The organism is Streptococcus pluranimalium, assembly GCF_002953735.1.
Classification (GTDB): Bacteria; Bacillota; Bacilli; order Lactobacillales; family Streptococcaceae; genus Streptococcus; species Streptococcus pluranimalium.
The window spans coordinates 1,602,454-1,616,130 of record NZ_CP025536.1; the positions used below are offsets into that span (position 1 = coordinate 1,602,454).

Genomic DNA, 13,677 nt, shown 5'->3' on the forward strand with positions numbered 1-13,677 from the left:
CTCCTTTTATGAAAAGGTTTTCCAATATTGTATCATTTTCTTAAAAATACTGATAGTAGATACTGTAATATTTTACAATTATTTAATAAAACACGATAAATAATTACCTCATCTCTAGAAATGTCAAAAATAGTACCACCTTTTTTACAATTGAGATTTTCTCTTCAGATGCTTTAAAGCATTAATGTATCGTATTCTTTCAAGCATCTAAAAACACATAAAATGAATCTAAAATATCCAATAAATTCAAAAGAGATGTTATTTACATAAAAATAAGAAGCTGGAGCTAATCCAACTTCTTAATAGATCTTACTCTAAAACGAGCAGTAATACTGTATTGCCCTTTTTCAGGTAACAAAACCTGTACTCTCCTCTATGATAAGGGTTTACTCCAGACAAATTTCTCTTTGTAGCATTCAAAGCAACCATTATCTCTGAAGGCTCATCATCAGTTACAAACCGATAATCGAAAAAAGTTAGTTGATTATTAAAAAGTCTAATATCGTAGCGTCCCCTCGATTATTTTCGACGAATGTAAGCAGGCAGCACCAAATCTTCATTAAAACGTTGAACTTGTCCAATCAAATACATCCTATAGAAAACAGTGATGCAATAAATAGACCTAAGAGAATAAGAAAGAGAAAAAAGCAATATTCTAAATAGAGGGCTCTTTAAGCTTTAGCTTAATCCAACAATTTTTGCAGTTCTTGAGCCAAAAGCTTAAGAGCAACTTGTGGATTGGCTTGCCCTTTAGTTGCTTTCATCAAGAATCCTGTGAAAGCTTTGTCGGCATTACGTTTACCTGATTTGAAATCAGCTACAGCTGCTTCATTATCCGCAAAGACTTGGTGGATAATTGGAATCAAAACATCAGGGTCTGAAATCTGAACCAATCCAGCTTTTTCAACGTATTCACGTGCTGAACCACCGTTTTTAGCCAAATGAACAAAGACTTTCTTGGCGATTTTAGATGAAATCGTACCATCTTCAATCAAAGCTAACATCTCAAGAAGATTTTCTGGCGTCAAAGCAATCTCTGATAAGGTTTTGTTCTCAGCATTGAGGAATTGCGCCACTTCACCTTGTAACCAGTTAGAGATTTGTTTAGCATCGCCACCTTTCGCCACAGCCGACTCAAAGAAGTCTGAAGTTGCTTTGGTTGCTGTCAATTGACTAGCATCGTAGGCTGTCAAACCGTATTCTGCTGTGTATTTTGCACGACGCTCTTTTGGAAATTCTGGTAATTCAGCACGAATTTCTTCAATCCAGTCATTGTCAATTTCGTAAAGAGGTAGGTCAGGTTCTGGGAAGTAACGGTAATCAGCCGCTCCTTCTTTGACACGCATGAGGATGGTTTCTCCAGTTGCTTCATCATAACGACGTGTTTCTTGTTGGATTTGACCACCTGAACGCAGAATCTTAGCCTGACGCTCAATTTCATGTTGCAAGCCTTTACGAACGTAGTTGAAAGAGTTAAGGTTTTTCAACTCAGTCTTGGTACCAAAGGCTTCTTGACCATAAGGGCGAAGGGAGATATTGGCATCAACACGCATTGATCCTTCTTCCATCTTAACATCTGAAATACCTGTGTACTGAATGACCTCTTTAAGAGCAGTCAAGTAAGCATAGGCTTCTTCAGGTGAACGCATATCCGCTTCTGAAACAATCTCAATGAGTGGAACCCCTTGGCGATTGAGATCAACATAAGAGTAACCATCTGTTCCGTGCGTATTCTTACCAGCATCTTCTTCCAGGTGAGCACGTTCGATACGGATTTTCTTGGTTGAACCATCTTCTAATTCCACTTCAATCCAACCATTATAACCAATCGGTTCATCAAATTGAGAGATTTGGTAAGCTTTTGGATTATCCGGGTAGAAATAATTTTTACGGTCAAAGTGCATTTCTTGATGAATGTCCATGTTTAAAGCTAATGATGCTTTAATGCCTGCATCAATAACACCTTTATTGATAACAGGAAGAACACCTGGGAATGACCAGTCGATGATGTTAGTATTAGCATTGGCTTCCTGGCCAAAGTGCGCTGATGACGGTGAAAAGATTTTAGAATTGGTGTTCAACTCAACGTGAACTTCAAGTCCGATAATGGTTTCAAAATTCATTAGTTGTCACCTCCAAAAATTTTAGGTTGTTGTTTATGATAGTCAGTTGTTGCTTCAAAAGCTGCCGCAGCTTGGTAAATGGTTTCTTCACTGTATTTTGGACCAATCAATTGTAAACCAACTGGCAAACCATCGACAAAACCTGACGGGATAGAAACCCCTGGAAGTCCAGCCAAGTTAACTGGGATCGTTAACAAGTCAGCCAAGTACATAGACACTGGGTCTTTAGATTTATCGCCAAAACCAAAGGCTACGCTTGGTGTTGTTGGACCCAAAATCAAGTCGTAATCCGCAAAGACTTTATCAAAATCACGGATAATCAAGGTACGTACTTGACCTGCTTTTTTGTAGTAGGCATCATAATAACCAGATGACAAGCTAAAGGTTCCTAGCATAATACGGCGCTTCACTTCATCCCCAAAACCTTGGCTACGTGTATTGACATAGATTTCATCAAGGTTTGTCGCATCTTCTGCACGGAAACCGTAACGAATCCCGTCAAAGCGTTGCAAGTTTGAAGAAGCCTCAGATGAAGCGATAATGTAATAAACTGCTACGCCATACTTGCTGTGCGGAAGGCTAACTTCTTCTACAATAGCACCAAGTTTTTCAAATTGCTTAGCTGCTGCTAGGATATTTTCTTTAATTTCTGGATCAATTCCTTCTCCCAAGTACTCTTTTGGAAGAGCAATTTTCATACCTGTGATGTCTTGACCAATCTTACTGGTAAAATCAGCCACTTGGTTTTTCGTAGAGGTCGCATCCTTAGTATCGTAGCTAGAAATGACATTCAAGAGTTGTGCATTTTCTTTTACCGTTGGTGCAAATGGTCCAATTTGGTCCAATGAGCTACCAAAGGCAATCAAACCAAAACGTGACACCATCCCATAAGTCGGCTTCATCCCGACAACCCCGTTGAAGGCTGCTGGTTGACGAATCGAACCACCGGTATCAGAGCCAAGTGACAAACGCACTTGTCCAGAAGCTACAGCAGCTGCCGATCCACCTGATGATCCACCAGGAACCTTACTTTGGTCCCAAGCATTTTTAGTTTGTTTAAAGTAAGATGTTTCGGTTGAACCACCCATAGCAAATTCATCCATGTTGGCTTTACCAATAACAATCATATCCCTACCATAAGCATTGGCAACGGCTGTCGCATCAAAGATTGGCTCGTAATTATAAAGCATTTTTGAAGAAGCTGTCGTCAAAATCCCTTTGGTTGAAATATTATCTTTTACTGCCAAAGGAATACCACTCATAACATTGTCAGCATCAATCCCTTTAGCATCAAGAGATTGAGCTTGTTTGAGAGCTTCTTCTTCCGCAATCGTCACAAACGATCCCATAACCTCTTCACGAGATTTAATATCTTCTAAAGTAGCTTTCGTCAATTCAGTTGCAGAAATTTCCTTTTTTACAAGGAGGTCGTGCAACTCTTCAATCGTCTTATCATGTAATGACATTAGGCATCTCCTCCTTCTTCAAAGATGGCTGGAACTTTAATGAAATAATCTTTTTCTTCAGGAACATTTTTAAAGAGCTCCTCACGTGGTTGGCCAGCCACAGCCACATCTTCACGCATAACATTTTTTCGGTCAGCCATGGTAGTTGTTACAGGTATACCTTCTGTATCTACTTCGTTTAACAATTCAACCATGTCGACAATTTTTGTCAAACTTTGAGCAAATTCACTAGTTTCTTGATCAGTGAAGCTCAACTTAGACAACTTGGCAACATGACGTACTTCTTCTTCAGAAATTTTCATTGTTTTCTCCTCTATCGTTTTGTAGCTCATCTCAATCAAAATGATGAATACTACATCCAGTCTATCCGTTAAATTATACCACAAAAAAGGAGATAGTCCTATCTCCTAAAATCAAGAAAATCACCCTGTCTAGAAAAGACAAGGTGATCACCTTAATCGATAATCTTAGCCCCTAAAACATGTTCAAAGTGTTCCAGAGCCCATTGATTTCTTTCTACTGTCAGACTAGCTACTGCTGACTTGGATACTTCAATCTGATAACCGAGGTTATAAGCATCCACTGCCGTGTGTAGTACACAAATATCTGTCAAAACCCCTGTTAGTACCACTGTATCAACGCGACGTTCACGCAAACGAATATCCAAATCTGTCCCAGCAAAGGCTGAATAGTGACGCTTGTCCATCCAGAAAACCTTGCTATCACCTTTAATAGAATCATAAAAAGGTGCCAAAGCTCCGAACAAGTCTCTACCAGAAGTCCCCTCGATATTATGAGGAGGAAACAGCTTAGTCTCAGGATGAAAGTCATCGCCCTCATCGTGACGATCAATCGCAAAAAAGATATAGTCACCATCAGCATAAGCTTTTTGAGTCAAAGCAAGAAGTGAAGCTTCAATCTCCTGAGCTGGTTTCCCAGCAGTTAGTTTACCTTTGTCTGCTACAAAATCAACCGTATAGTCGATTGAAATCAGTGCTTTTGTCATTAATTGTAGTCCTTAATTTTATCAAAGATACCTTCGTTAATAACCTTGAGATAAGTCCCTTTCATACCAAGTGAGCGACTTTCAATAATTCCAGCACTCTCAAGTTTACGAAGGGCATTAACGATAACAGAGCGTGTAATACCGATACGGTCCGCAATAACAGAGGCTGTCAGACGGCCTTCTGTACCATCAAGTTCACTAAGGATGGCTGCTACTGCTTTCATTTCTGAATAAGATAGAGTGTTAATTGCCATATTAACAGCTGTTTGCTTACGGATTGTTTCTTCAAGATTCTCTGTTTGAAGGTTCAATAATTGGATACCTACTACTGTTGAGGCAATTTCGGCAAGAATCAAATCTTCATCTTTGAAATCTTGGTCATTGCGCCAGATGATAAGCGTTCCTAGACGCATACCGCCACCATAAATTGGGGCCAAAGTTGTTAAACCATCTGGAAAATCTTCTTGGAGTTCTACTGGAAAGATACTAAGATCGTGGGTAACCGGTAAGTTAGCCTCCGTGTCATAAACACGGCTAGCCGCTTTAACGTACTCATCAATCAATTTTTTCTCTTCGAACATGGCTTCAACACGGTCATTGTTGGTTTTATATTTTAGAGCAAAACCAAGGATAGCACCACCACCATTGATAATACATACATTACAGTCAATGATGTCTCCAAGTTGAGTTGCCATCAGGTTGTATGGTAAATCACCTTCAAGACTATCAACGGAGCGTTGAAGAATAGAAGTGATTTTACGAGTTTGTGACAATAAATTAGGCATGATAACCCTTTCTAATTTGAAAAATATATTACGTGCTATTATAACAATTGCAAACCAAAAAGGCAAGTAATTATCTGAAAATTACTTACAATAGTGACAAAAATACACAATTATTATTTTACCGTCATCTAATTACCATTTTGTTAACGTCAACGACGGTATTGTCTCAGAAAGCGCTCCATTTTAGTCTGGATTTCTGCTAATTCTTCAACTCTTGGTAGGTAAACAATACGAAAATGATCTGGGTCCTTCCAGTTAAAGCCGCGACCATGAACAAGCATGATTTTTTCTTGCTTCAAGAATTCCAAAACAAACTGTTCATCATCTGGAACATTGTACATGCTCTGGTCAATTTTAGGAAACAGATAAAGTCCAGCCTGAGGTTTAACAGCAGACAGACCTGGAATGTCATTAATGGCTTTGGTGACAAATTCTCTTTGCTCATACAAGCGTCCACCTGGCATTAATAACTCATCCACGGATTGGTAGCCACCCAGTGATGTTTGAACAACCTGCTGGGCTAAGACATTTGAGCAAAGGCGCATATTGGAAAGCATATTTAAACCTTCAATATAACCTTGAACATGATCTTTTTGACCTGAAAGAACCATCCATCCAACACGAAAACCACAAATACGATGTGATTTTGATAAACCATTCATGGTAACCACAAACAAGTCCGGTGCCAAAGTAGCAATCGGAATATGCTTAGCCTCGTCAAAAACCATTCGATCATATATTTCATCTGAGAAGATAATCAAATTGTGGCGGCGTGCAATGGCAACGATTCCTTCTAAAACATCTTTAGGGTATAAGGCACCTGTAGGATTATTAGGATTAATAATAACAATTGCCTTGGTCTTTTTAGTGACTTTAGCTTCCATATCTTCCAGATCAGGATACCAGTACGCTGCTTCATCACAAATATAATGCACTGCATTTCCGCCAGCTAGACTAACTGATGCCGTCCACAGTGGATAATCGGGCATAGGTACCAAAACCTCATCACCGTTATCAAGCAAACCTTGCATGGACATGGTAATCATTTCTGAAACACCATTTCCAATATAGATATCATCAATATCGACATTTGGAAACTGCTTAGTTTGACAATACTGCATAATCGCTTTACGGGCCGGGAAAATCCCTTTACTATCAGAATAACCCTCGCTATCGCGCGCATTTATAATCAAATCTCTAATCACTTCATCAGGTGCTGTAAAGCCAAATTCTGCAGGATTGCCTGTATTCAATCGGAGAATCCTTTCCCCATTAGCTCTCATACGATTAGCCTCATCAAGAACAGGTCCACGAATATCATAAGCAACATGTTCTAATTTAGATGATTTTTCAAAAGTCTTCATTTTGTTACCTCACGTTTTGCTATTATATCGCAATTTTTAGAAAATAACACGATTTTTCATTTATCTGTATTAAATTTTTTGCCAAGATAGATTTTTCAGAAAACATGCATAAAACGCTTTCATTTTCGAGATAAATGAGTTATAATAAAGGTATAGAAATTAGGAGGTCACTGTTATGTCTCATCAATATGAAAAAATACTAGTTGCCATCGACGGCTCTAAAGAGTCTGAACTCGCCTTTGAAAAAGCTGTTAATGTTGCCAAACGAAATGAGGCTGGACTCTTGCTGACCCATGTTATTGATACAAGAGCTCTTCAAAGTGTCGCTACATTTGACGCAACTGTTTATGAGAAATTAGAGCGTGAAGCCCATGAATCTCTAACAGATTTAGAAAACAGAGCTCGAGCGGCAGGTGTCCAGGACGTCCGTCAGATTGTAGAGTTTGGCAATCCTAAATCCCTTCTTGCCATTGATATTCCTGATAAAGAAGGAGCTGATTTAATCATGCTTGGTGCCACAGGTCTTAATGCCTTTGAGCGCTTACTAGTTGGCTCATCATCTGAATACATTCTTCGTAACGCCAAAGTGGATATCTTAGTTGTTCGCGATAAGGATAAAGTTTTGTAATAAGATCAAAAGACCTTCTAGTCTAATGACTAGAAGGTTTTATTGTGTTCGTTGTAGGGATTTTTGAATTTGACGATCCAATTCTTTTTTAATAGCTCGCTCTGGCGCAAACTTGTCTTCCCAATGATCAGGTTTTAAAATTTTATGAGTTTGAGGATCAAAATGAGCTTTACCGTCGGGGAATATTTTCCCCATATTGGCTTCATGGACAATATCAAAGAAAGGTTTAGGATCAACCCCCATTAAGACAAATGAACCATAAGTAAAATAAAGAATATCAGTCAAAGCATCCACTTCACCCACTAAAGGTGTTTCTGGATGCGGTTTACTTTGCACTTTTTGCGCTGCCTTATCCACTGCTGCATGCAGATTCAAAATCGACTGGGTAAAATCATGATGATCTCCCTGACTAGCTGCATAGAGGAATTCAACAATCTCTTCTACCTTGAAGTTTGCACGATTGCCTCCCTCGGTAATACTATAAAGACGAGGCGTGTGATTAACCGATCCGTCCATAAGCAGATGGAAATCCTTGGCCTTATTGAAGTTATCATCACGGCTCTTAAAGCCTTCCTCAGGATCCAAATGGATTAAGCCATGATGGGCTAGCGCTTTTGAAATACCATCACGATTGTTACTATCTGTCGTATAATCCGCAATGGATTTGAGCTCGTCCTGACCATTCCCCATCGCAACACCGATACCAACCCCTGTCAGCATCTCCATGTCATTTTCTGAATCACCGAATGCCATAACCTCATCAAGGTCAAAATCAAAGATATCTCCCACCCTCTCAATACCTTTAATTTTAGATTGACCATGAGAAATCAAATCGATGGAATATGGGCTAGATCGTGTAATCGTAATCTGCGGAAACTTATCACGCAGTTTTTGACCTTCCCCTTCTGTTGCGACTAAAACAATCTGAAAGACTGGTTCTCGCATGATGGTTTTTAGATAGTCCATATTTTGAGGTTTTATCCGACGAATAATTTTCTTAAAACTATTTTCAACTGTTTTGGTTAATTTTTTGGGAACCAGTCGGCTGACAATTTGTCCAAAAGTGCTAGTTCCCATTTCAATTAGCCCTGAACCGACTAAACCAGAAGCTGTGCCTAACGAAATCTCACGTTTTTTATCCCCTGCATAACGAATCACACGATAAATGAGTGACTTGGGGAGCTGATTTTGATAAAGAATTTTGTCTCTGGTAAAGATATACTGACCGTTGTAAGTCACCGCAAAATCAAGACCAAGATTGTCCATAAAAGGTTGCACAAAACCAGGTCCCCGCCCAGTTGCCACACCGACAAGAATCCCTTGTTCTTTTAAATTTTTAATAGCTAATACAGTCGCTTTCTCAACACGCTTATTATCATTTAAGAGGGTGCCATCAATATCAAAAAAAACTGCCTTGATTGCCAACTTAAGTCTCCCATTTTCTGAATTATGTTAGAATAAATTATAACATAATTTTGAAAGAAGTTTTTTTAATGACTAAAAACATACTCGTTCTCCATACAGGAGGTACTATTTCCATGACGGCTGACGAAATGGGAAATGTCAACTCATCTACCGACAATCCTATGAACCATGTCGCCGTTGAACTGGATGATTACACCATCACAAGCATTGATATTTTTAATGTCCCAAGCCCTCACATCACTGAACAACATATGTTCGAACTCTATCATAAGATTAGAGCGATTGGTAATCAGTTTGATGGGGTTGTTATCACCCATGGTACTGATACACTAGAAGAAACAGCCTATTTTCTCGATACGATGAACCTACCTAATATCCCAATCGTCATCACTGGGGCGATGCGATCATCCAACGAACTAGGAAGTGACGGTATTTACAACTACCTTTCCGCACTTCGAGTGGCTGGTAATCAGAAAGCTATCGGCAAGGGTGTACTGGTTGTGATGAATGATGAAATACATGCAGCTAAATATGTCACTAAAACCCATACGACTAACGTTTCTACCTTCCAAACACCAACCCACGGTCCTTTGGGCATCATTATGAAAAGTGAAATCCTCTTTTTCCAAACGGCTGAGCCGCGTGTTCGTTTTGACCTCGAATCCATCAATGGAACAATCCCTATTATCAAGGCCTATGCTGGTATGGGAGATGGGATTCTCAGTTTGCTGAGAGCTAGTCATATTGATGGTGTCGTTATTGAAGCGCTTGGTGCTGGTAACTTGCCACCAGAAGCAGCCAAATCACTGACTCTATTAGCTAAAGAAGGCTTACCTGTAGTTCTCGTCTCAAGATGCTTCAATGGTATAGCAGAGCCAGTCTATGCTTACCAAGGAGGAGGCGTTGACTTGGCTACTAATGGCGTCATGTTTGTGAAAGAACTCAACAGCCAAAAGGCTCGTCTGAAACTACTCATCGCCATCAATGCCGGATTAAAAGAGGAAGCATTGAAAGATTATATTGAAGGATAGTTTGTCCAATCTAATAGAGAAACTAAGCAAAAACGCTATTCGAAAAAAATCAGTCATCTTTTATAAAAAAACGCACCATCTCAAGTTTTTTGAATAACTCAAGATGATGCGTTTTTATGTGTCAGAAGGTTCTTACCAAAATCATTCTTAACAAACTAAATTATTTAAGAAGACGACTATAATAAAACAAGGATATGAGACTTCCTACACCAACGAGACTTAGCCAAAGAAACTTACTAAGATAAAATGTTGGAACGACAAAGGAAAACACTGATATCAATAAGGTTGAGCTAATGATGAAACCTAGACAAGTGAAACACTTAACCCAGAATCGCAAATGTAGTTGAAATATCTCTAAACCAAATGATAAACCTATGGCTGGTGCCATTGTAATAGACTCTGAAGACAAGACATCTTTTCCATCCCAAAAAACAAATAAGCCGTCTAAAAATAAATTCACCGTGCTAAATATCAAGAGATTTAAACCACAATGTAACCAAAATCTTTTATGCTTGAAGAAAAACACATTGTCGGATTCAGACATAAAGCAGCTCCTTAAGGCAAAATATGCCCCGCTTTGATATAAATTTCATACCATTCTGGACGTGTGAGGTCTACTTTTTCTGCATCTGCTATACGCGTGATACGCTCAGGATTCATGGAACCAACAATCGTTTGAATGTTAGCTGGATGTCGAAGAATCCAAGCAACAATAATAGCTTCATCGGATACGCCATATTTTTCAGCAAGAGTTGAAATGGTAGCGTTCAATTCTTTATAGTCAGGATTACCAGAGAAAAGTCCTTTTGAGAGATCAATTTGGAATGGTGACCAAGCCTGAATTGTTACCTTGTTAAGTCGGCAATAGTCAATAATGCCACCATCACGGTCATTTGCTCCCGATGTTGTCATATTAACTTCTAAGCCAGAAGAAATCATCGGCGCGTGAACTGGTGATAGTTGCAATTGGTTAACCGCTAATGGCTTATCTAAATAAGACTGCAAAAATTCCATTTGACTACGATTTTGGTTGCTGACACCAAAATGACGAACCTTACCAGTTGATGTCAAGTGATTAAATGCTTCCGCTACTTCTTCTGGTTCCCACAAGGTATCTGGACGATGAAGAACTAAGAAATCAAGGTAATCCGTTCCTAAGCGCTCTAAAATACCATCAACCGAGGCTAAAATATGCTCTTTTGAAAAATCAAAGAATCCTTTGCGAATGCCACATTTTGATTGTAAAATGAGGTCTTCACGGTTCACATCAAGGTTTTTCAAGGCATCACGAAAACGGATTTCAGACTCCCCTCCACCATAAATGTCCGCATGATCAAAGAAATTAATCCCATTGTCAACTGAGGTTGCAATAACTTTTTCTGCTTCTTTGACATCTAAAGCATTCATACGCATCGCACCTAAAGCGATACGTGAGCCTTTGACACCAGTTTGTCCAATATCTTGTAACATAGCTACTCCTTTAAAAGACTAATTTTGTTTTAAAAAAGTATAGCATTTTTTAAAAGAATTTTCAGTATAAAAACAAAATACAATATTCAATAGCCTATAAAACATACTGAGAAAACGTTTCAAAACCGTCCTTTTTTCAAAGTCCAACGAAAAATAATTCGCTTTTCATTCAAAAATATCTTGAATTTTCCTGATTGCCATAGTAAACTAACTATGGATACTGTTTACTATCTTCACTAATGAATCAAGGAGTTACGATGAATAAGAAAGTTGCTTTAAAAAGTAGTATGTTAGCTGTTGTTGCTGGTTTTGGGCTGATGGCTACCAGTGTTTATGCCGACCAAGAAGCTATCCAAATCTTAGGAGTTAATGATTTCCATGGAGCACTAGACACTACTGGCTCAGCTTATATGCCGGATGGTAAAGTTTCCAATGCCGGTACCGCTGCACAGTTAGATGCTTACATGGATGATGCTGAAAAAGAATTTACTGCAGAAAATCCAGATTCTACCTCACTTCGTGTTCAAGCAGGTGATATGGTAGGCGCTAGTCCTGCTAACTCTGGTTTACTTCAAGATGAACCAACGGCTAAAGTTTTCAATCAAATGGGCTTTAACTATGGAACTATTGGTAACCACGAATTTGACGAAGGATTAGATGAATACAATCGTATTATTAAAGGTGAGGCTCCAGCTGCTGATGCTGGTTTCAATAAGATCGTTTATGATTACCAACACGTCCCAGCTACACAAGAAATTGTTGTCGCTAACGTTGTTGATAAAGTAACAGGCGAAATTCCAAACAACTGGCAACCTTATGCTATTCAAGATGTTACCATCAACGATAAGGTTGTTAAAGTAGGATTCATTGGGATTGTTACTAAAGAAATTCCAAATCTAGTTTTACGCCAACATTATGAACGATATGAATTCCTAGACGAAGCTGAAACTATTGCGGCTTACGCTTTGGAACTACAGAAAAAAGGTGTCAAAGCTATTGTTGTCCTTGCTCACGTCCCTGCAGTCAATAATGGTGATGTCGTTGAAGGTGAAGCAGCTGACATTATGAAACGTGTAACTGAAATTTATCCAGATCACAGTGTTGATATCCTCTTTGCAGGTCACAACCACCAATATACCAATGGTGTCGTAGGCAATACTCGTATCGTTCAAGCTCTGTCACAAGGTAAAGCCTATGCTGATGTTCGAGGAATCCTAGATACTGATACACAAGATTTTGTTGCTGTCCCAGATGCTGAAATTATCGCTGTGGCTCCTGGCATTAAAACTGCTAGTGAAGACATACAAGCCATTGTGGATGAGGCTAATACCATTGTGAAACAAGTAACCAGTACTAAAATTGGTACTGCTGCAACTTCTGACGTCATTAGCCGTGAGGTTAATGAGTTTAAAGAAAGTCCTATCGGAAACCTTGTTACAGACGCTCAACTAGCAATCGCTAACCAAGAATCAGATATTCCCGTTGATTTCGCAATGACTAACAACGGTGGTATCCGTTCAGATCTAGTAGTTTCTGAAGATGGCACGATAACTTGGGGAGCTGCACAAGCCGTCCAACCTTTTGGTAATATCCTTCAAATTGTCCAAATGACTGGTGAGGATATCTATAAAGTTCTAAACGAACAGTACGATGGTAAGGAAAATTATTTCCTCCAAGTGGCTGGTCTTAAATACACCTTTACTGACAATCCTGAAGGTGGTGAAGAAACACCTTACAAGGTTGTTAAAGCCTACAAAGACAATGGTGAAGAAATTGATCCAGGTAAAACATATACTCTTGTTATCAACGACTTCCTCTTTGGTGGTGGTGATGGTTTCGAAAGTTTCCGAAACGCAACCTTAGTTGGAGCTATCAGCCCTGATACAGAAACTTTCATCGAATATATTCGCCAGCAAGAAGCCAATGGTATTAAAATCACATCAGGCATCAAAGGTGTTAAAACTTACTTAGCTGAAGTACCAGTTGATATCGTTGAGCCAGATGATGATACTCATGTAACACCTGAACAAACAAATACATCAACTTTCCCTTCAAATCAGCCTTCTAAGGCCCTTGTTCTAGGACAAGAACAAACAGGACAAATAACAAGCGTTAACGTTTCAAGCTCTCGAAACAAAGCAATCGTCCTTACTCTAGGAAACCAAAAAGCTGCGCTTAAAGCAGAAAACCATTATGGTAGTAAGAAAAGTAGTCTTCCAGAGACGGGAGAAGCTACTTCTGCAAGCTTTATCTTAGTTGGTCTCAGCATCCTAGGAATAGCTGGACTAACTGTAAAACGTAAAAACAGTTAAACTACTTGGTAAGTAACCCTAAACTATCAATAAAAATAATCCTCCTTGAATAGTCAGGGAGGATTAT

At 39.1% G+C, this 13,677-nt stretch carries 11 protein-coding genes; 3 read left to right on the top strand and 8 right to left on the bottom strand.

The window, feature by feature from the left end; all coding sequences use genetic code 11:
* Nucleotides 1–683: 683 nt before the first annotated feature.
* The 6 genes from gatB to C0J00_RS08180 all read right to left on the bottom strand — a co-directional run bounded on the left by gatB (nt 684) and on the right by C0J00_RS08180 (nt 6,744).
* A complete protein-coding gene (gene gatB / locus C0J00_RS08155) occupies nt 684–2,123 on the bottom strand; it encodes an Asp-tRNA(Asn)/Glu-tRNA(Gln) amidotransferase subunit GatB (RefSeq protein WP_104968393.1) in 1,440 nt (479 codons plus the stop codon).
* The gene (gene gatA, locus C0J00_RS08160) at nt 2,123–3,589 is read right to left on the bottom strand and encodes an Asp-tRNA(Asn)/Glu-tRNA(Gln) amidotransferase subunit GatA (RefSeq protein ID WP_104968394.1); all 1,467 of its coding nucleotides are present in this window, start codon (nt 3,587–3,589) and stop codon (nt 2,123–2,125) included. The genes gatB and gatA overlap by 1 nt, the downstream gene beginning before the upstream one ends.
* On the bottom strand, nt 3,589–3,891 hold the full coding sequence (gene gatC, locus C0J00_RS08165) for an Asp-tRNA(Asn)/Glu-tRNA(Gln) amidotransferase subunit GatC (RefSeq protein ID WP_104968395.1): 303 nt from the start codon (nt 3,889–3,891) through the stop codon (nt 3,589–3,591). Before gatC ends, gatA begins: the two co-directional genes overlap by 1 nt.
* Nucleotides 3,892–4,043: 152 nt before the next feature.
* Entirely contained in the window at nt 4,044–4,595 is a 552-nt protein-coding gene (locus tag C0J00_RS08170; RefSeq protein WP_104968396.1) for a cysteine hydrolase family protein, read from the bottom strand.
* The gene (gene codY, locus C0J00_RS08175) at nt 4,595–5,380 is read right to left on the bottom strand and encodes a GTP-sensing pleiotropic transcriptional regulator CodY (RefSeq protein ID WP_104968397.1); all 786 of its coding nucleotides are present in this window, start codon (nt 5,378–5,380) and stop codon (nt 4,595–4,597) included. Before codY ends, C0J00_RS08170 begins: the two co-directional genes overlap by 1 nt.
* Nucleotides 5,381–5,529: 149 nt before the next feature.
* Nucleotides 5,530–6,744, bottom strand: a complete 1,215-nt coding sequence (locus tag C0J00_RS08180) for a pyridoxal phosphate-dependent aminotransferase (protein ID WP_104968398.1) — start codon at nt 6,742–6,744, stop codon at nt 5,530–5,532.
* 175 nt (nt 6,745–6,919) lie between these two features.
* Between C0J00_RS08180 and C0J00_RS08185 the strand changes: the two genes are divergently transcribed.
* Entirely contained in the window at nt 6,920–7,372 is a 453-nt protein-coding gene (locus C0J00_RS08185; RefSeq protein ID WP_104968399.1) for a universal stress protein, read from the top strand.
* Between the two features lie 39 nt (nt 7,373–7,411).
* Here the strand turns inward: C0J00_RS08185 and C0J00_RS08190 are convergent, their stop codons facing one another.
* The gene (locus C0J00_RS08190; RefSeq protein ID WP_104968400.1) at nt 7,412–8,797 is read right to left on the bottom strand and encodes a Cof-type HAD-IIB family hydrolase; all 1,386 of its coding nucleotides are present in this window, start codon (nt 8,795–8,797) and stop codon (nt 7,412–7,414) included.
* A 68-nt stretch (nt 8,798–8,865) separates the two neighbouring features.
* Here C0J00_RS08190 and C0J00_RS08195 point away from each other — a divergent pair, with 68 nt between their 5' ends.
* Nucleotides 8,866–9,828, top strand: coding sequence for an asparaginase (locus C0J00_RS08195; RefSeq protein WP_104968401.1), 963 nt, complete (start codon nt 8,866–8,868; stop codon nt 9,826–9,828).
* A 555-nt stretch (nt 9,829–10,383) separates the two neighbouring features.
* Here C0J00_RS08195 and C0J00_RS08205 read toward each other — a convergent pair.
* On the bottom strand, nt 10,384–11,298 hold the full coding sequence (locus tag C0J00_RS08205; RefSeq protein ID WP_104968403.1) for an aldo/keto reductase: 915 nt from the start codon (nt 11,296–11,298) through the stop codon (nt 10,384–10,386).
* A 257-nt stretch (nt 11,299–11,555) separates the two neighbouring features.
* Between C0J00_RS08205 and C0J00_RS08210 the strand changes: the two genes are divergently transcribed.
* Entirely contained in the window at nt 11,556–13,610 is a 2,055-nt protein-coding gene (locus C0J00_RS08210; protein ID WP_104968404.1) for a surface-anchored 5'-nucleotidase, read from the top strand.
* The last annotated feature ends 67 nt before the right edge of the window (nt 13,611–13,677 follow it).